This is a genomic window from Clostridium aciditolerans, assembly GCF_016316925.1.
Classification (GTDB): domain Bacteria; phylum Bacillota; class Clostridia; order Clostridiales; family Clostridiaceae; genus Clostridium_AM; species Clostridium_AM aciditolerans.
On the sequence record NZ_JAEEGB010000006.1, the window covers coordinates 54,388 to 73,384 of the forward strand.

Sequence of the window (18,997 nt, forward strand, 5' to 3'; positions counted from 1 at the left end):
ATCATTCCTCCTCATAAATAAATATATTTTCTATAGGCATATTAAATATTTTGGAAAGTTTAAAGGCAAGCTGTATTGATGGATTATACTTTCCTTTTTCAAGAGATATTATTGTTTGCCTTGATACCCCTGCTGCTAAAGCAAGTTCATCCTGTGTATAGCCATTTTTTTCTCGTAGTTCTCTTATTACGTTTTTCACTAAAAAATCACCTCACAAAATAATGTAAAGCTAGCTTTACATTATTATTATATTCCAAGATTTGATAAATGTAAAGCTTACTTTACTAAATATTTATATTAGGCATCTGAAAGAAAATAACAAGTCCAAAGATGCGACAGATATTTTGCGTCAGACAAGGAGAAAGGTTCCGCAGATAGCCGACCCTATCTAAGGGTTTTGACGACGCAGTATGACACAAAATAGACTAGCAACTAGTTATTTTTTTGAAGATGCCTTATGCTTAGAAATCTGTTTATAAATAAAAAAAATCCCTGTAAATCTACAGAGATCTTTTTATAATGAGTTTATACTTTTTGAATAAAGATTACACTACTTATTCTATTTTAGTAAGTTTAGTGAAAATAGTTGAATTGGTATACTGAATTTTTTTCTTGTTTTTTATTATTTTTTTCTTCATGTTTATTTATATGTTTGTTTTCACTTGTTAGATAATCAATTACATATTCTCTCATAGCATTCATTGCATCTGCATTTCTAACCATATCTCCATGAGCATAGGAAGTTTGTATTGAGCTAAATCTCTTGTTAACACTATCGAATTTAGAAACTTTTGTTCTCAAAAAATTATATATATCTAGAACATTATCTTCTGTCATATTAGGAAGTAATTTAGCTGCTTCTGGATCAATTCCAAACTCCGATGGATTTTGCTTAATCATAGCTATAATACCTGCTAGTGATGGAGATCCTGTGACAGGATTAGCTAAAAAGTTGTTAGCACTTCCGCCAAGCAGTAATACATCTCTATTTAGATCCCATGTTTTAGTAATATCATTATTCCATGACATATCCATGTATTGCAAAAACTCATCATGGGATAATCCAGACTGAGGATCATATTCAAGAGTAGTTAAAACATTTTCTGTAAGATTAAATTTTTCATAATCTTTATAATTATAATATGCTCTGTCTAATAATATAACATCCTTAACTCTCTCAGGATATTTTTTTGCAAACATCATAGCAGTATCAGCTCCAAAGGAATGTCCAACAAGGTGAGCTTTCTTAATGCCATATGCATCTAGCACAGCTTCTATTGACTCTAGGTGTTTATCCCATGACATTGTAGGAACATGTCCACTATTACCATGATCTAAATAATCCATTGTTATTGTCATATACGGATTGCTTTGATCATATAAAAACTTACCGTGAGCATAACTTCCTCCTAAACCATGTAAAAATATAACTGCCTCTTTTGCTTTTGGAGAATAATTGTAGGATTCAGTGTATATTTTCACCCCCTTGTAATCAACATATTTTTGTTTAACTGCACCTTCAGCTTTACAAGGTGTTATCATAAGACTAAAAGTCAACAACATTGTAAAAACATAAGCAAAAACTTTTTTCATCAATGTTTCTCTCCTTTCTACGTTATATATTATTTACCTACAGTAATATTCCACATTTAAATAACATTTCCTTCAATATTTTATTTTTTTCTTTTACTAACACCAAAATTAGTTACTATTGACATTAGGCAATTATTTTACAGCAATATTTAATCCCCCTAGCCTGCCAAATACAATTTGTTTATAGCAGGTTAGAGGGATTTTATTTCTCTTAGGTCTCACAATACATTCCAAATTTTAAAATGTCCATATATTCATTAAACTCTTTAATGATATTCTCTACATCATTGAAAACTTCATCTATAGGTCTATTTTTATATTTTTTAAGATACTTTTTAGAAATACCATCCATACACATCATCATCAACTCTATAGCTTTTTTAGGATCAATTCCTTTTTTGAATTTTGATGTATCTATATCTCCAAAAAATTCGGGCATATACTTTGCATAGTACTTATTATACCTTTCCGTAATCTCTTGTTTTAATGAATCCGTCATATTTGAAATTGCTGAAAAGACCAATCTACTTTTAAGAGGCTCTTCTTGGGTTATTTTTATCTTTATTATACTAATCCACATAATCCTTTCAAAAATATCCTTTGGCTCTTCTTTTTTCACTGCATAGTATCCATTTATTAAATGATTCATGCAATAGTCAAACACATAAAGAAACAGATTTTTCTTATTTCCAAAGTAATGAAATAATATACCTTTAGAAATATCTGCTTTTTTTACTATAGAATTTGTAGATGCTTTATCATATCCCTTCAAAGCGAATTCTTCAATACAAGCATCCAATATCCTGTTCTTTTTTTCCTCTGGTAAGCTTTCAAATTTATCAATCAATTATAATCTCTCCCACTTTATTCCTTAGCTAAATATCCTATATTAAAGTAATTTAAATTCCTATAGGGAAACTAACTAGAAAGTTAACATATACCGGCGTATAAGTTAACTGACCGCCTAGAAACTTTATACTTTATTTGCTTCTAATCTTCATTCCTTCTTTTATGTTGTTATCAGGTTTAACTAATATTCTTTCTCCTGGTTTCAGTCCTTCTATTACTTCGATTAATTTTTCACTCTCTATACCTTTTTTTATCTGTCTTGTAACAGCTTTGCCGCTGTCTACAACAAATACACAGGAGCTCCCTTTATAGTCAAATACAGATGTATCCGGTACTACCAATGTATCCTTTTTAACCTCTGTTATCACTTTTATATCTAAATCATAACCTGGTTTTAATAATCCTGCTTCATCCTTTATTTCAATAGTTACTGGTACCCTCTTTTGGTTTACCCCTAAAGATGAGGTTATATTCTTTGCTTCCGGTGCTATTTTTGTAATCTTGCCTATAATAGTTGAATTTCCTATAGGTTTTCCACTTACTTGAACCTCATTACCTATTTTAACCTTATAAATGTCATCAGACAATATATTTGCTTCAAGTTCCAAACTTTTAGTGTCTCCTACTAAAAATGCCGCCGTACCTGCAGTTACCGATGCATTCTCATCTATAAGCTTTTCAAGAATGACTCCATCAACTGGTGAAAAAACCTGCTGTTTTTCAATCTCTCTAGTGATGGTATCCCTTAAAATAACAGCTTGTTTAATTTGAGATTCATATTGATTTCTCACATAATCAGGAGTACCATCTTTAATATCCTCTAACTGAAAATTTGCTGATTTTAAAGCCGCTTCAGCAGTTTTATATGCATCTTCAGCATTATTCAGCTCCTGTTTGCTTATACTTCCAGAATCATAGAGCGTCTTTGCATTATTTAAATTTCTAGATGCAGCATCATAAGTAACTTTAGACTGATCTACAGCTGCTTGTGCAATTTCTATTTTATTTACGCTATTTGCAATATCAGTACCCTGCAGCTGAGCCTTGGCAGCCTCAATCTTTGCATTTGCATCTTGAAGTTTTAGCTCTAAGTCACCTTTATCCATGGTTAACAGTATATCACCTTTTTTTACTGCATCACCTACATTAGCCTTAATGCTAGTTATCTTTCCTGAAGTATCAATGTAAGCAGTTTGTTTTTTATTACTTTGAACTGTGGCGGTATCTTCAATATACTGCTTAATTTTACCCTTTGATACAACTGTAGTAGTATCTACAGTCTGTCCATTTTGAAGTTTTACATACGCTAATGCACTAACTGTACATACTATCATTGAGGTAACTATCCAAAATAGCTTCTTTCTTTTCATATAATTTACATCTCCTCTAAAAATATAGAATTAAACTACAAACTTCAGATTATTCTAGCTAGATAGCTGATTTTAAAGTTTTCTTTTCATTTGTCTATTCCTTATTCTTTAAAACCTCTATCATGTCAATGGATTTAATCTTTTTCATCAAAATAAAATTAGTCATAACAGTAAATATAAGTGTAAGAACTATTGTAATAATGTATGTCTTAAATTCAATTACACAGGGAAAACTATATGCATCTGTACTACTTGCAGACATTATAGCTGCTCCAAGCCATCTTCCTAATGGCAATCCTACAGCTATTCCGAATAGGGTAATGATATAATTTTCATTAAAGATTAACTTTTTAATTTCATTATCTTTAAATCCTAATACCTTTAGAGTAGCCAATTCTCTCTGTCTTTCAAAAATATTTATAGTAGCAATGTTATATACAACAGCAATAAGAAGAACTGCTGCAAGCATAATCAATACTCCTATAGAGGATTTCATTGCTCCCATATTTTTGAGCAGGGCATTAAGAGCATCTGTCTTTGATTCTACAGAATTTACTGCAGCCATATCTCTTAATTTACTTTTTACTTCGTTTTCAAAAGCACTGTTATCCAGCTTTATCACAGCTGAATTTGCAACCATACCTTCTCCTAGTACAGTATTTAAGTTATCCATAGAAGTGTATGTGCTTAAACCTAAATACTGAACTACTATACCTTTTACAACTACTTCTTTCTTCTCTTTTCCTGGGTAAAAAAACTTTATATTAACGCTATCATTTGCTTTTACACCTAGGGTATTTGCTAACTTCTCTGACATAAGAATACCACTAGTTGGAAGACTTATAGCTTTACCACTTTTATCTTCAACTCTATACATTTGAGGATCTTTTACAAGTGCAGTAAATCCTACATCCTTGCTTCTCCAGCCATTTGATATTTCAACCCCTGTCTCAAGAACCGGTTCTATTGCTTTTACATGAGGAATATTTTTAATCTTATTTAATTCTTCTACACTTAATAGCTTGGAGAAGTTAACTTTTACATCATAGTTCTGAATACTTCCATATTGCTGACTTATCATAAAATCAATGGAATCTTTCATACTTAGAGCTACTAAAAGTATAGCTGAAGAAAATATAATTCCCAAGGAAGTTAATAATGCTCTTCTTTTATATCTAAATAAGTTTCTTAATATAATCTTCCATAAATAACTAATGTTTTCCCATATTACTTTCACTTTTTCAATAATTATTTTTTTACCAATTTCCGGTGATTTCTCTCTCATAGCTTCACTTGGCATAATTTTAAAGATAACTTTACAAGAATGATACCCTGCAAATAAACAGAAAAATAGAGTTAGTATTGAAGCCGGAAGTACAAGTTCCCCATATATTTTCGCACCTTCAAGAGGTAAGTTAAAATATTGATTAATAAGTTTAGTAAATCCTACTCCCATATAAGTTCCCAGTATAGAACCTATTAAACTTCCGCTAACTGCAATAAGAGCAGAATAACACATATAATAAGTGAGTACTTGTATATTAGTAAATCCTAGAGCCTTCAATACTCCAATCTGCACTCTTTGATTTTCAACCATTCTTCCCATCATAATATAGATAATAACTGAAGCAACCATAAAAAATATAATAGGAAATGTACCTCCCATAGATTGCAGCTTTTTTATTTCTTGAGTTAGCATCATAGTGCTTGTCTGCTCATCTCTATCAATAACACTTTTTACTCCATAATTTTTTAGATTCTTTTTTATATCATCTTTTACAGTTTTAGCATCACTGCCACTAGAAAGTTGAATAGAAATATTATTTATAGATCCCTTAAAATCAAAAATTGCTTCCCCAAAGGATTGCTTGATGTATATTATTCCGAATTTTTTATTATCAGGCATTAGTTCGCTTGCATCCTTCAATGTATATACATATTCAGGACTTTTTACTGAAGCTACAACCTTTAACTTAACCTTATTCCCATTAATGATTGGATATATATAATCTCCTAATTTTAAATCATTTGCCTTGAAAAAATCCTGATCTACAAGACATTGATTGCTGTCTCCTTCTGAAAAATATCTGCCGGATTTTATTACTATATCATTTACTATATCTTTTTTTACATCAGGAAGAGTTATAAATCTCAAAGTCGCATTTTCACCTGAAATATTTATGCTAGCATCTTTAACAATTCTTCCTGTAGCTGTTTTTACATGGGGCAGCTCTTCTACCTTTTCTTTTATGCCTATAGGTGCTTTATAAAGATCTACCCAAAGGTCTGCTAATTTATAATCTTCATAGTATTTTACACTTGAATTAGAAAGATTTCTAAACATAGAATTTATTGATGTGTAAAAAGTAACTCCTAAAATAACAATAACTAAAATAGAAACAAACTGTCCCTTTGATTTTTTTATATCTCTAAGTAAATTCCTGAATAAAATATTCATTACCACTCAATCCTTTCAGGTGGCTCAGGATTCTTATTAACAGTTACAGCTTCAACAGCACCGCTTCTAACTCTAATGACCCTGTCAGCCATAGCTGCAATAGCAGCATTGTGTGTAATAACTATTATTGTCTTATTCATACTCTTATTAATGTCGTGTAAGAGCTTTAAAACTAATTTTCCGGTATTATAATCTAAAGCTCCTGTAGGTTCATCACATAAAAGCAATAATGGATTCTTTACAAGAGCTCTTGCTATAGCTACCCTCTGTTGTTCTCCTCCTGAGAGCTGTGCTGGGAAATTTGATGATCTTTCACTTAATCCTACCTCTTTAATAATATCCTTGGGGTCTAAAGGATCATCACTAAGTGCCTTAACCAATTCCACATTTTCAAGTGCTGTAAGGTTTGCCATAAGGTTATAAAATTGAAATACAAATCCTATATTTTTTCGCCTGTACATAGTAAGTTGATTATCAGAATATCTAGTTATATCTTTTCCATCCACATAGACCTCTCCTGAGGTAGGTCTGTCCATTCCACCAATTATATTTAGAACTGTACTTTTACCAGAACCACTCGGTCCAAGTACTACTACAAATTCACCTCTAAGGATTTCAAAATTCATTCTATCGGAAGCCTTTACGATTATTTCTCCCATAGTATATTCCTTTACAACATCTTTTACTACAACAATAGGATCTTTCATTTTTAACCACCCCACATCCAATTTCCTTGACCATCCGGTCAACTTGATATTATTATGCTCCTTTTTGACCACGTAGTCAATAGAGAAATGTAATAATTTTTCTTTAATTTAATGTTTTAAAGTCTTATAATTTAAAGATGACTCAATTCATAACGAAACTAACTTAGAGGTGATAACATGTTTAAAATTATGATAGTAGAAGATGATTATAAAATAAGAGAAATAATGATAGAAAACATAAAAAAGTGGAACTTTGATGCCATAGCAGTAGAAGACTTCAATGAAGTATTCCATACCTTTGTAAAATATGAGCCTGATCTAGTTCTAATGGATATAAATCTCCCCTGTTTTGATGGATTTTATTGGTGCAACAAGATAAGGGAAGTCTCCAGAGTCCCAATAGTATTTATATCCTCACGAAACACTAATATGGACATAATAATGGCAATAAATATGGGTGCAGACGACTTTATTCAAAAACCCTTTTCACTAGATGTGCTAATAGCAAAGCTAACTGCTATTTTAAGAAGAACTTATTCTTATTCAAATATAGAATCAAATGTACTAGAGTATAATGGTGCCATACTCAATCTGAAAGATTGCAATCTTATGTATAATGAAGAAAAGATAGACCTCACAAAAAATGAATTCAAAATCTTATACACACTTATAAAGAACAATAGAGAGGTAGTTAGTAGAGATAAGATAATGAAAGCTCTTTGGGAAGATGAAAGCTTTGTAGATGATAACACTCTAACTGTAAATATAAATAGACTTAGAAAAAAATTAAGTGATATGGGGTTGACAGATTTTATTCAGACTAAGAAAGGACAGGGATATATAATACAATGAGTTTAAAGGAATATTTAATAGATAAAATAAAATTTATTATTTTTTATGTATTACTGATGAGCTTTATATCTGCTGTGGTGTACTTAGATGGGTTGGTAAAAATAAGGCTTGGAAATATACTATATATTAATGCTATAGGATTGACTTTGCTCTTATTATACTTTTTATTAGATTACTTTCCTATGAAAAAATATTATAGCACCATAAACTATATAGCAAAGAATAGAAAAGAAGATATTCTAACTAGCCTTCCTAAAGCTAAAAACTATGAGCAGGCTTTATGGAGTGAAATTGTAATGAGTATTTACAGAGAACAGCAGCAAAAACTTGATAAGTTATATGAAGGAAAAAAAGAGGGTTCAGAGTTTATAGATTCCTGGGTACATGAAGTAAAAACTCCTATTGCAGTGAGCAGACTTATAATCGAAAACAGCTGGAATAAATCTAAGAATGAGACTTTAAACAGCATAGAAGAAGAAATAGACAAAATAGATAGCTGCATAGAACAAGCTCTCTACTATTCGAAAATAGATGATTTCTCAAAGGATTACTTTGTAAATGAAAACAATATTGAAAAAATAATAAAAGAACTGCTTAAAAAGAATGCTAAAGCTTTTATAAATAAAAAAATAAGCATAGAATTGTTAAACTTAGATGTGAATGTGTGTACTGATAAAAAATGGATACTGTTCATAATAGACCAAATATTATCTAACTCTTTAAAATACACTGATGAAAAAGGAAAAATAACAATAAATACTGAGACGAACAATAAAGAAAAAGTATTGATTATAGAAGATAACGGTGTAGGTATAAAAGAAGAGGACCTTAATAGAGTGTTTAACAAGGGCTTTACAGGATACAACGGCAGAAAAGAATATAAATCTACAGGTATGGGACTGTACTTAGCTAAAAGGTTAGCTGTAAAACTAGGACATGATATAACTATAGAATCAGCATATGGCAAGTATACTAAGGTTAAACTCCACTTTCCTAAACTTATGGATTATTTTAACCTAAATTAAGACCTTGCTTCAATGTTACAAAAATGTAAGGTTTAATATTTACTTTGTAAGTTAAAAAAATGGATAATAACACTATCTTTATGTAAAATAAGGTTACAAACTTAGTTAAATGAGTTTTAACCTTATTTTTATATAGGTTTAAATAAGCAAATACTAGGAGGCAATAAAATGAATACTGTTGTAGATGTGAAAAATCTTAGAAAAATATATGGTTCAAAAGGTAATGTATATACTGCACTTGACAATATCGATTTGCAGATAAAAGAAGGAGAGTTTGTAGGTATAATGGGTCCTTCTGGAGCAGGAAAAACCACTCTTTTAAATGTAATATCAACCATAGATAAGCCTACTTCTGGAGCTATTAATATAGGCGGAGAAAATATAGTAGCTATGAATGAAGATAAGTTATCTTCCTTTAGAAGAAATAAGCTCGGATTCATATTCCAGGATTTTAACTTATTAGATACTCTAACTTTAAAGGAAAATATAATACTTCCTTTAACTCTTTCAAGAATAAAAACTACTTTAATAGATAAAAAAGTAATTAAAATAGCAGAAATCCTTGGAATATCTGAGATATTAAATAAATATCCTCACGAGGTATCTGGTGGACAAAAGCAGAGAGCTGCTGCTGCTAGGGCTATAATAACTGAACCTACATTGATACTGGCAGATGAACCTACAGGAGCTTTAGATTCAAAATCTTCTCAGGAACTGCTTCAATGCCTTACGGATTTAAATAAAAACAATGAAGCTACTATAATGATGGTAACTCACGATGCCTTTGCGGCAAGCTACTGCCAGAGAATACTCTTTATAAAAGACGGCAAAATATTTGCTGAACTTGTAAAAGGAAATAACTCACGGAGAGAATTTTTTCAAAAAATATTAGATATGTTGGCTGCCATTGGCGGTAAAAATAACGATATGATATAGGCATCTTTCACTTGTTATTTTATTTCAGATGCTATAAATAAATGGAGGATTATATAAATGAAAAAAATAATTATTTCTACACTATTAGTAGTTATGAGTTTAAGTTTAACAGCCTGTGGTTCTAAGGAGAATAAAGCTGCAAAAGTCAGAAGTACAGCTCAAACTGAGCAATCTCAAAAAGGTACTTTTGCAGGTTTAAAAGTTATGCCTCAATTTAAGGTTAAGGATATAAACGACAAAGAAGTTACAAACGACATATTTAAAGAAAAAAAGGTTAATATGATAAACATATGGGGAACCTTCTGCGGTCCCTGTGTAGAGGAGATGCCAACACTTCAAGAATTATATAAGGAGTACCAATCACAAGGCTTTAATTTAGTAGGTGTTGTTGCTGATGGAGATACAAACGAGGTACAAGCATTACAAATATTAAAAAAGACAAAGGCAGACTTTGTAAACTTAATACCAGATGAAAAGTTTAAAAATGATTTTGTTAGCAAAACTAAGGCCGTTCCAGTTTCGGTATTTGTAAACAGTAAAGGAGATATCCTAGAAACTGTAGTAGGTTCAAAGAGCAAAGAAGAATACAAGAAAATAATTGAAAGAAATCTTCAGCAAATTAAGTAGGTGTTGAGTATGAAGTACAGAATTAGAACTCTCTTATTTACAGTAAGTATACTTTTTATAGCCGCTGGGATATATAGAGGAGAAGTTCAGAAGGTATTAATAAAAGCTATAAATATTTGTTTGGAGTGCATAGGAATTGGATAAAATAAAGAGAAAATTAGTTCAAATAATAACGCTTATAAGTACTAATGGATACTTTAAGGGATTTTTAGAGGGCAGCATTTACAGTGGAAAATTTAAAAGCATATGTGTCCCTGGGCTTAATTGCTATTCCTGTCCTGGAGCATTTGGTGCTTGTCCTATTGGTTCTCTTCAGGCAGTTATATCAGATATAAAGTATAAGTTTTCCTTTTACATAGTTGGATTTTTAACTCTAATGGGAGTAACTATGGGAAGATTTATATGTGGATGGCTGTGCCCCTTTGGATTAATACAGGAGTTGCTAAACAAAATACCTTCCCCTAAATTTAAGGTCAGTAAAAGATTTGAAAAACTAAAATACCTAAAGTATGTAATACTTTTAGTATTTGTAATTTTACTTCCTATGTTTTGGGTAAATGATGTAGGTATGGGGAGTCCAACCTTCTGTAAGTATATATGCCCAGCTGGAACTCTTGAAGGAGGAGTACCTCTTACTTTACTGGATACCTCTTTAAGATCCGCTTTAGGATTTTTGTTTGCCTGGAAATTAACCTTACTTATAATCACAATAATTCTATCTATAATCATCTTTAGGCCCTTCTGCAGATTTATATGTCCTCTTGGAGCTATATATTCTATTTTCAATCCTATAAGTATTTATAGATTAAAAATAGATAAAGATAAATGTACAAGTTGTGGCACTTGTGCTAAGAAGTGCAAAATGGATATAGAGGTTTATAAAAAACCAAACAGTTTAGAGTGTATAAGATGTGGTGAATGTAAATCTGCCTGTTCACAAGGCGCTATAAAGACATTAATAAGTATGAAAGAGATAAAGTAGTGAAAATTGCTTATTAATATAGAAATAAAAAACTGTAGGAGGAAAAAATGTTATTTACAATAGCTAAAAAAAACGTAAAGAATAACTTTGAAAATTATTTTATATATTTTGCTTCCATAGTATTTAATGTACTAGTATATTTTACTTTTGAAAGTATAAGGTTTAATAAACAAATTGAATCATTTTTAGAAGGCGACCCTAAAGTTCTTTTGGTTTTTAAAGGTGCTTCTGTGATAATTGCTATATTTTCAGTTGTATTCATGTTATACTCTAGCTCTTTCTTTATAAAGAAAAGAAAAAAGGAAGTAGGGCTTTATTCCTTATTAGGATTAAAAAAGAGACAGGTAGGAGCACTTTTATTTTATGAAAATATAATTACAGGAAGCCTTGCATTAATTGTAGGAGTATTGCTTGGGAGTTTACTTTCCAAACTATTTATAATGATTTTAGTTAGGTTTATTGGAATAAATATAGCAATAAATTTTTCTATAAGCATGAAGGCCCTTTTAAACACTATAATAGTTTTTGGATCATTATTTTTATTAATTTCCATAAACGCCTATACCATAATTTACAGATTTAAGCTTATAGAGCTCTTTAAAGCTGAAAATAAAGGAGAGAAAGAACAAAAGTCATCAGCAATTTTAGCAGTACTTTCTATCGCCTTATTCATAATAGAAATCTATGCAGCCATGACTGTTAAAGATTCTCCAACATTTATGAGAAACATGCCTATTATTTTCATATGCTCAATAGCTGGAACTTTTCTTTTCTTTAGATCCTTTTTGATATTTATAGTAAAAGCTTTAAAAAATAAAAAAAGCATATACTACAGAGGAAGTAACTTAATAAGTATATCCCATATCCTATTTAGAATAAAGTCTAACAGTAGAAGTCTATCAATAATAGCTTTGCTTAATGCAGTTACTATAACCTCTATAGGTTACGGCTATAGCTTCTATTATAGCTTTGAAAAAATGGATAAATTAGCAACACCCTTTTCATATTCTTATGTAAGTAATGATATATCTTTAGATAAGAGAATTGAGGAATTGATAGAAAAACATCCTGAAAATAAACTTGTAGCTTCAAAAGATGTAGAACTTATTAAAGTAAATGCTGATTTATCAGAGATTTCGAAAAGCGAAAAAAATATTTATTTAATATCACAAAGTAAAGCTGAAGAACTTATTAAATTTAGAGGTATAAAGGATAACCTCAAACTTTCTTCTCCATCTGAAGGAATAATATTGAAATATGGTAGTTTATCAGAAGATAACTTTAAAGGTAAAATTATAGGCTCGTCAAATACAGGATTAAATAACCCTATTAAAGTAGTAGATAGAAAAAACTATGACCCTATGAACGCTTTGTATGATAAAACAATAGTTTTAGTGGTGCAGGATACAGTGTACAATAAATACTATAACAAGGACAACATTGTCAGAATTAAAGGCTATGTAGTAGAAAATCAAAGAAACAGCAAGGCTTTAACAAAGGACATCGTAAGGATTATTCCTGATAACTTACAGTTTACTTATGAATCCGAAAATTTAGGTATATTGATTTTTTCTTCTATGATATCTTTTATAGGCATTTTTGTAGGACTTGTATTTTTATGTGCTACAGGAAGCATAATTTACTTTAAGCAGCTTACAGAAGCTAATGATGACAAGAAAAGATATGATGTATTGAAAAAGATAGGTATAGGAAATGGTGAAATAAAAAAATCCATCCGCAAACAGGTGTTTACAGCTTTTGCTTCACCATTATTTATAGGAATGTTTCACTGCTTAGCAGCCTTTGCATTTCTTGGCAGCGTGCTAACAGCAATGGATGTATTCCTTCCGGCAGTAGTTACTATAGTATTTTATATTCTAATTTACACTATATATTACTTCTTGACAGTAAATTCATATGTTAAAATAATAGAATAAATTATTAATACCACCAAATACTTTAAGGTAGCCAGGCCTTTGATATAGGCACCCTCATTATTCTCTTTTTAAGTGTTGTGCTGGATTTCTACAAAAAACTCCGTATTTTTATACGGAGTTTTCCATTAGCATAAATTTTACAATTATCACTGATCATTATAATCCGCATCATAATTTGGTGCTAAATTTTTTTCTAGACCTTCTGCTGTCATTATTATTTTTATATTATGTCTTTCTAGTGGTGAAAGTTGTTTACCTTCTCCCGTAAATTTAGGATTAGGCTTATACCAAGATTTTTTATTAAAATAACTTTTATATGGGTCATCAGTAAATATATAACCATGCCTTGCAAAAATTTCATTTCTTGCCAACGCTAACTTTTCTTTACTCATATTTTTAAGATTGCGTAATTCCAAAGGCTTTACATTGCTATATGGAAGTATGTATTCATTTAATTTGCTGTCAACTCTTTCATTGGTGCCACTTGAGTCTGGATTATGGGAGTTTACAGTGGAATTATTATTAATTTCAGTATTAGGGTCACTCTTAGTATTATTGCTCATAAGAAATACATAACTCCCAATAAACCCTAAAATAAAAAGAATCACGAGTATGATAAGAAAACTTCTATTTTTTCCTTCACTTACTTCATCCATATGCTGCTCTTTTATATTATTTGTCTTTAAAGTTTTCTTTGCCTTATCATTTACAGATGTGTTAGGCCTTGAGTTTTGCTTTATTACTGTATCTCTATTAGCTTGCGTAATTTCTATCTTAGGTTCTGTTTGTTCGTTATATCTAGGTTTATCATTGAATTCATATGGTTTAGGCACTTGGAGATTTTCATCTAATTTATTTTCTATGCTGCTTATTACTTTTTCATTAATTATCTTTTCATCTTCGTATTCTCGTTTTGTGCCACAGTTAGCACAAAATTTATCATTTTCATCAAATGGTGTACCACATTTTTTGCAATTACTCATTTTATCAACCACCTTAACTTTCTATTACAAAGGTTAATAGGCCTAAACTATCATTTGATTAAATCTAGAAGTCAGCTATTTTTAAAAGTACATTTTTTATTATATAGAGTCATTACTATTCTTATTAATAATACTTTTAATCTTCCTCCAAATAGCATAAATGCTTCTTGTGTTATTTTCCTTTTTTTCATATTTGGTGTTACTATTATCTTTTGTTTCACTTAAAGATATTTTATCCTCTGTAGATAAAGTATCTTTATAGTTCTTCTTCTCGTCAATAGGCTTAAGAATATTGTCATATTCATAGATGTTAAGCTTATCACTAATAATACCTTTGTCCACTTCATAAAAGAAATCCTTTAAAATTTCTTTATTTTCTATATTTTTCATAACATATTCAATAAATAGATGATTTTCTTCATCGATACCATCCAAATAGAAATTGCCCTCTGCTAGATCAAAAACATAACCTGCTTTTATTTCAGTAGTTAATCTTTTTATGCTCCCTTTGCATAAAAAAATTATGTTAATTAGATTTTTATTTTTTGGCTCCTTCATATAGGTTATAAATCCAGTTTTTTTTCTTACTTCAAATGGGATCGCTCTATATAGGTATTTTAATATTCCTTTAGCCAATGTTGTTATACTTTTGTTATCTGAATCTAACACTATGTATATGTTTTTTCCATACTTGGCTCCATCAAAGGAAGCCTTAATAAGATTCAAAAAGGTTTTTTTGCTCATATCAGTAGCTAAAAACATCTCTTCTATTGAACTAAAACAATCTTCACTGTTACTATTTTCAATTTTGGAGACCTCTGGTAAAAAAGTTCCTTTATCTAAATTATAGTTCAACATAAATCCAGTTGAAAATATCACCTTTTCAGGATTTTCTATGTATTCATTTCTCTCTTCTTCTGAAATTATATAATTATGAGTAAAGTACCTATTTCTCTGCCCTGTATAGTCTTTACCTGCAAAGACTGACTGTCCAACTACCATTCTATTATCTTCTGTGTTTATACAAAATAAAGATGTAGGATATTTTAATACATCCTCCTCTGCTGCAAGGGATGATGGTGCTTCATAGAAGCATAAATCATGAAGAGTATTAATTATAAAATCATCCTCTAAATTTTTACTTTTAGCTACTGTATCATAGCCTGGAGTTTTGCTGAATATTCCTTTCCGATCTCTTGTGTAATAATGCTGTTGAATCATCTTTATTCTCTTCCTCCATCTAAATAGTTCATCTTGTAAAGCAGCCATAAGAACGGTTCATCTACTCTTAAAGGATTTATATTGGTGCTGCTATCTATCTGAAGATTTTGAGGATTACAACCTAGCGATGATACTGCAAAATATCCCGTAACTCCGAAGTAAGTATCCATGGCCCCTTTAAAAGGACTATCTACTTTTCCCAAAAACTTCCTAACCTCTCCATCGATGTTTTCATACTCGTTTAAATTAAAGAATTTTTCGTGTTCATAATTTCTAAATATATTGCTGTTTTTAATTATATATTCTTCATCATTTAAACTCTTCAGCATGTCACTCTTAGTGACTACTACTGCTGTAGGTATGCTAGTTTTTTCATGAGATTGTTTAGAGATAAAATTTTCAAATAAATATACAATTATATCTTTTGGTTCTTGGTATTTCTCAGTAAAATCACCCTTCAATTCTCTATTAGTAAGATTTATCTTTTTCCTTAGCGCTCTCATCTGAAGTGGATCAACAAGAAATATTATTCCATCAGAATTTTTAATATGCTCTCCATGCTTATCTATGTATCCTTTATCAGTCATTCCTTCCCCAGGAATATCATAAAAAATTAAAGTAATCGGTGGTATTTTATCATTCTTAAATTTTAAGTTTTCAATCAATGGCTCTACATGTTGTTTAGGTGTTGGATCTAGCATTATATTTTTATCAAAAATTCTTTCCTGATTTTCTCTTATCTCATCATTATAAGCGGAACTGCCTGCAATAAGGGATGCATCTATCCTTTCACCGGTATACTTTTCAAGCACATATAAAAGTGTTGTCATATATACTGATTTACCCACTTGTGATGCCCCTACAACTGAAATGATCTTTGATGGACCTCTACCTGAGGTCACAGGAAGTTCATTATGACAATAAGGGCATAATCTCTCACTGGTATTGATATCATATTTATCTCTAATTTCTATAAGCACTCCATCTACCCTAATTTTGCTGCTTTCAGGTAGACCTTCTGGTTTAACTATAGGGTTTATTTCTCCAAGAATCCCCTTACCTATTTTCCTATTATAATGATTAAGCAGCTCGTCTATTGTCTTTTCATATTCAGGGTCTCCTTTTTCTGAGTGTGAGGCTCTGAATACCACCTGATCCGTTTTAAACTTCTTGAAACAAAAAGGACATTTTATCATAAAGGGTCCTTTTTCATAAGTTGCTTTTTTATAATCGTTGTTTTGTTTTCTATTGTTACTACGAAAAAAATCCAAAAGCCCCATATACTAATACCCCTTCCATATATAAGTACGTAACTAATCACTTGTTTTTGTAGTTACTTTTGCTTTAATTTATATATATTACCATACTTTTTTATATCTTTTATAAAAATTTTTACATATTCATTTTTATCTACTATTATTTCTGGCATAATGCTTCGGCCTGCATTAATATTGTTAATAAAGTCAAAGCATATCCCATCATCTTTATTGATGGGATATGAATCATATTTTTTTACATAGCATAATGCATCTTTTGGTAAAGCTACTTCTGAATCTATTATAATTTCTAGAGACTTTTCTTTTGAAAAAAAGCTCTTAATGGATTTTATCTCTTTAATCTCGTAGAGAATTTCCGGCTTTCCTGTACTTATCATTAGTTCATTTTTACCATTACCTTGCTTTATGAGCAAAATCTCTCCATCACTTTCAACTGCTGGAAACACCCAATATTTATATTGATTAATTTCTTTAATGGCTTCACAATATCCATTAAACTCCTTATACTCTTCTCTGGTATATAACTTCACATTGTTTTCATTTATATTATCTAATGAAAAATCATCCAAAAAATTTGTTTTTAGTATATATACTATGTCTATATTTTTAGGCCATTTCCACCTTATATTAAACTTTTCCTTATCAAGTTCATAATCCATACCATATATCTCATAACTTGTATCGGGAACCTCAACTATTTTCATTGTAACACCGTCCTTTAATATAGCAGAAATTATAAATCACTATTTGAAGCTGTTAAAATTGTTGTTGCCGCTGAAATTAATATCTTTTTCTTTATCCATATAAGTAGTTTTTGAATAATCTTTTACATCTATATTTATAGGAATAAGAGTAAAAACTAATGCCATAATTATATCCGCTAAAGCTCTATATAGTATCCCAATCCATGGAAGATATAAAAATCCTAGCTCTATAATCAACCCTGCTACGATTCCTGAGATGGCACCACCTAATAAAAAGCCCTTTAATAGATTTTTATTATCAAATACAAGACTCACACTTACAGCAATTAAACATCCTAGTAACGAAATTAATATTACTCTTAGCATTATATATAAAATTGAAGATTCATAAACTCCATTTCTTTTATCCATGAGTAATCGCTGCTGCCTATCTTTGTATATTTTGTTAAATATGCCTTTTAAGTCCTTTGCTTCTTTCACGCCATAGTAGTTTCCATTACTTTCTCTTGATATTTTCTTAAGCATATAATAATTATTTCCATCAGCCATTCCAACAGTGTATATAGGTATTCCAGTACTTTTAAATGGCTTCATAATTTCATTAAAATTGTTGTCCAAATTATATGTGTCACCGCCATCTGATAATAAAATTATCATTGCATTCCTATCAGGTTTTTCTGTTAACTTTATTTCATCATAGGCTTTTTGCAAGGCATCTCCCATATTTGTATTTCCTTTTGGATTTTCATGTAATTTTAATTTTTCCTTTATATCCTTTTTCATCTTATCAGTAACTTCAGTCATAGGTAATATCTGTTCTGAAGTATCATCAAATCTATAAAAAGAGACTCTATTTTCTTCATTCATGCTATTTAATAAATCTAAAGCCGCTGAAAACCTTTCGTTATTCGGATCTGTTTTACTCATACTTCCAGATGTGTCTATAACAAATACAACATCATTGATTTTTCTTATTTTCCCGGTGCCAGCTTCATATAAAAATTGAAAGAGTGCTCCAAATATAAAAAGTAGAACTAAAGTACATGGAATTAGAAATTTGAACGAAGTTTTTAAATAATTGTTTTTCCAACTAAAACCATTGAGCCTTGGATTTATCATTTCTGCTATAAGACACATTAGTCCTATACATAAGGCCAATATTCCAAAATACAGTCCCATTAAAAGGCTGTGGGGTAATGTGTATCTATATAGATTTATCAAAACTTCACCAATAATAAATCCTATACAGCCTCCAATTAAACTCATTACTGTCATAGTTAAATTTATTCTTTTTTCTTTCAAGCAGTACCCCTCCAATACACCTCTAAATTTTTTTTAAATTATAGAGAAAATAACTAGAAAGTTAACTTATACAGAGGGATATGTTTCTAAAGCTGAAGTAGATTTAAAAACTTTGTGCCGGTCTTAGCGAAGGGTTTTAAGAGAACCTTAGAACTTTAGAGTTGTTTGAGCAGA

Annotated in this window: 18 protein-coding genes; 7 read left to right on the plus strand and 11 right to left on the minus strand. The window is 30.3% G+C overall.

Annotation, left to right across the window (positions count from 1 at the left end; translation table 11 throughout):
- Window position 1: 1 nt before the first annotated feature.
- The 6 genes from I6U51_RS06000 to I6U51_RS06025 form a co-directional block, all read right to left on the minus strand.
- Entirely contained in the window at window positions 2–199 is a 198-nt protein-coding gene (locus tag I6U51_RS06000) for a helix-turn-helix transcriptional regulator (RefSeq protein ID WP_211141776.1), read from the minus strand.
- A gap of 374 nt (window positions 200–573) precedes the next feature.
- Window positions 574–1,593 carry an alpha/beta fold hydrolase gene (locus I6U51_RS06005; protein WP_211141777.1) on the minus strand — a complete coding sequence of 340 codons (1,020 nt, stop codon included), beginning with the start codon at window positions 1,591–1,593 and terminating at the stop codon, window positions 574–576.
- Window positions 1,594–1,804: 211 nt separating this feature from the next.
- Entirely contained in the window at window positions 1,805–2,440 is a 636-nt protein-coding gene (locus I6U51_RS06010; RefSeq protein ID WP_246517118.1) for a TetR/AcrR family transcriptional regulator, read from the minus strand.
- A gap of 133 nt (window positions 2,441–2,573) precedes the next feature.
- Entirely contained in the window at window positions 2,574–3,812 is a 1,239-nt protein-coding gene (locus tag I6U51_RS06015) for an efflux RND transporter periplasmic adaptor subunit (protein WP_211141778.1), read from the minus strand.
- A gap of 94 nt (window positions 3,813–3,906) precedes the next feature.
- Window positions 3,907–6,270, minus strand: coding sequence for an ABC transporter permease (locus I6U51_RS06020; protein ID WP_211141779.1), 2,364 nt, complete (start codon window positions 6,268–6,270; stop codon window positions 3,907–3,909).
- A complete protein-coding gene (locus I6U51_RS06025) occupies window positions 6,270–6,977 on the minus strand; it encodes an ABC transporter ATP-binding protein (protein WP_211141780.1) in 708 nt (235 codons plus the stop codon). The genes I6U51_RS06020 and I6U51_RS06025 overlap by 1 nt, the downstream gene beginning before the upstream one ends.
- Before the next feature lie 177 nt (window positions 6,978–7,154).
- Between I6U51_RS06025 and I6U51_RS06030 the strand changes: the two genes are divergently transcribed.
- From I6U51_RS06030 to I6U51_RS06055, 7 genes are all read left to right on the plus strand, one after another.
- The gene (locus tag I6U51_RS06030) at window positions 7,155–7,829 is read left to right on the plus strand and encodes a response regulator transcription factor (protein WP_211141781.1); all 675 of its coding nucleotides are present in this window, start codon (window positions 7,155–7,157) and stop codon (window positions 7,827–7,829) included.
- On the plus strand, window positions 7,826–8,854 hold the full coding sequence (locus I6U51_RS06035; RefSeq protein ID WP_211141782.1) for a sensor histidine kinase: 1,029 nt from the start codon (window positions 7,826–7,828) through the stop codon (window positions 8,852–8,854). The genes I6U51_RS06030 and I6U51_RS06035 overlap by 4 nt, the downstream gene beginning before the upstream one ends.
- Before the next feature lie 168 nt (window positions 8,855–9,022).
- On the plus strand, window positions 9,023–9,790 hold the full coding sequence (locus tag I6U51_RS06040) for an ABC transporter ATP-binding protein (RefSeq protein ID WP_211141783.1): 768 nt from the start codon (window positions 9,023–9,025) through the stop codon (window positions 9,788–9,790).
- A 57-nt stretch (window positions 9,791–9,847) separates the two neighbouring features.
- On the plus strand, window positions 9,848–10,417 hold the full coding sequence (locus I6U51_RS06045; protein ID WP_211141784.1) for a TlpA disulfide reductase family protein: 570 nt from the start codon (window positions 9,848–9,850) through the stop codon (window positions 10,415–10,417).
- A gap of 9 nt (window positions 10,418–10,426) precedes the next feature.
- Window positions 10,427–10,561 carry a CD1871A family CXXC motif-containing protein gene (locus tag I6U51_RS25030; protein WP_281395932.1) on the plus strand — a complete coding sequence of 45 codons (135 nt, stop codon included), beginning with the start codon at window positions 10,427–10,429 and terminating at the stop codon, window positions 10,559–10,561.
- Window positions 10,554–11,399 carry a 4Fe-4S binding protein gene (locus I6U51_RS06050; protein ID WP_211141785.1) on the plus strand — a complete coding sequence of 282 codons (846 nt, stop codon included), beginning with the start codon at window positions 10,554–10,556 and terminating at the stop codon, window positions 11,397–11,399. The genes I6U51_RS25030 and I6U51_RS06050 overlap by 8 nt, the downstream gene beginning before the upstream one ends.
- 47 nt (window positions 11,400–11,446) lie before the next feature.
- Window positions 11,447–13,336, plus strand: coding sequence for an FtsX-like permease family protein (locus I6U51_RS06055; RefSeq protein ID WP_211141786.1), 1,890 nt, complete (start codon window positions 11,447–11,449; stop codon window positions 13,334–13,336).
- A gap of 146 nt (window positions 13,337–13,482) precedes the next feature.
- On the opposite strand, the gene I6U51_RS06060 is transcribed toward I6U51_RS06055, so the two are convergent.
- The 5 genes from I6U51_RS06060 to I6U51_RS06080 form a co-directional block, all read right to left on the minus strand.
- Window positions 13,483–14,319, minus strand: a complete 837-nt coding sequence (locus tag I6U51_RS06060) for a YARHG domain-containing protein (RefSeq protein WP_211141787.1) — start codon at window positions 14,317–14,319, stop codon at window positions 13,483–13,485.
- A 99-nt stretch (window positions 14,320–14,418) separates the two neighbouring features.
- Entirely contained in the window at window positions 14,419–15,588 is a 1,170-nt protein-coding gene (locus tag I6U51_RS06065) for a GAP1-N2 domain-containing protein (protein WP_211141788.1), read from the minus strand.
- The gene (locus tag I6U51_RS06070; protein ID WP_211141789.1) at window positions 15,543–16,820 is read right to left on the minus strand and encodes a TRAFAC clade GTPase domain-containing protein; all 1,278 of its coding nucleotides are present in this window, start codon (window positions 16,818–16,820) and stop codon (window positions 15,543–15,545) included. Before I6U51_RS06070 ends, I6U51_RS06065 begins: the two co-directional genes overlap by 46 nt.
- A gap of 53 nt (window positions 16,821–16,873) precedes the next feature.
- Window positions 16,874–17,521: a hypothetical protein gene (locus I6U51_RS06075; protein ID WP_211141790.1), complete on the minus strand. Its 648-nt coding sequence runs from the start codon at window positions 17,519–17,521 to the stop codon at window positions 16,874–16,876.
- Window positions 17,522–17,560: 39 nt separating this feature from the next.
- Entirely contained in the window at window positions 17,561–18,823 is a 1,263-nt protein-coding gene (locus tag I6U51_RS06080) for a vWA domain-containing protein (protein ID WP_211141791.1), read from the minus strand.
- Window positions 18,824–18,997: the final 174 nt, after the last annotated feature.

Bases quoted from the DNA above. Each gene is read 5' to 3' on its own strand.
- I6U51_RS06035 (WP_211141782.1), top strand. From the start codon at position 7,826: ATGAGTTTAAAGGAATATTTAATAGATAAAATAAAATTTATTATTTTT.
- I6U51_RS25030 (WP_281395932.1), top strand. From the start codon at position 10,427: ATGAAGTACAGAATTAGAACTCTCTTATTTACAGTAAGTATACTTTTT.
- I6U51_RS06040 (WP_211141783.1), top strand. From the start codon at position 9,023: ATGAATACTGTTGTAGATGTGAAAAATCTTAGAAAAATATATGGTTCA.
- I6U51_RS06070 (WP_211141789.1), bottom strand. From the start codon at position 16,820: ATGGGGCTTTTGGATTTTTTTCGTAGTAACAATAGAAAACAAAACAAC.
- I6U51_RS06060 (WP_211141787.1), bottom strand. From the start codon at position 14,319: ATGAGTAATTGCAAAAAATGTGGTACACCATTTGATGAAAATGATAAA.
- I6U51_RS06055 (WP_211141786.1), top strand. From the start codon at position 11,447: ATGTTATTTACAATAGCTAAAAAAAACGTAAAGAATAACTTTGAAAAT.
- I6U51_RS06020 (WP_211141779.1), bottom strand. From the start codon at position 6,270: ATGAATATTTTATTCAGGAATTTACTTAGAGATATAAAAAAATCAAAG.
- I6U51_RS06030 (WP_211141781.1), top strand. From the start codon at position 7,155: ATGTTTAAAATTATGATAGTAGAAGATGATTATAAAATAAGAGAAATA.
- I6U51_RS06045 (WP_211141784.1), top strand. From the start codon at position 9,848: ATGAAAAAAATAATTATTTCTACACTATTAGTAGTTATGAGTTTAAGT.
- I6U51_RS06065 (WP_211141788.1), bottom strand. From the start codon at position 15,588: ATGGCTGCTTTACAAGATGAACTATTTAGATGGAGGAAGAGAATAAAG.
- I6U51_RS06015 (WP_211141778.1), bottom strand. From the start codon at position 3,812: ATGAAAAGAAAGAAGCTATTTTGGATAGTTACCTCAATGATAGTATGT.
- I6U51_RS06005 (WP_211141777.1), bottom strand. From the start codon at position 1,593: ATGAAAAAAGTTTTTGCTTATGTTTTTACAATGTTGTTGACTTTTAGT.
- I6U51_RS06075 (WP_211141790.1), bottom strand. From the start codon at position 17,521: ATGAAAATAGTTGAGGTTCCCGATACAAGTTATGAGATATATGGTATG.
- I6U51_RS06025 (WP_211141780.1), bottom strand. From the start codon at position 6,977: ATGAAAGATCCTATTGTTGTAGTAAAAGATGTTGTAAAGGAATATACT.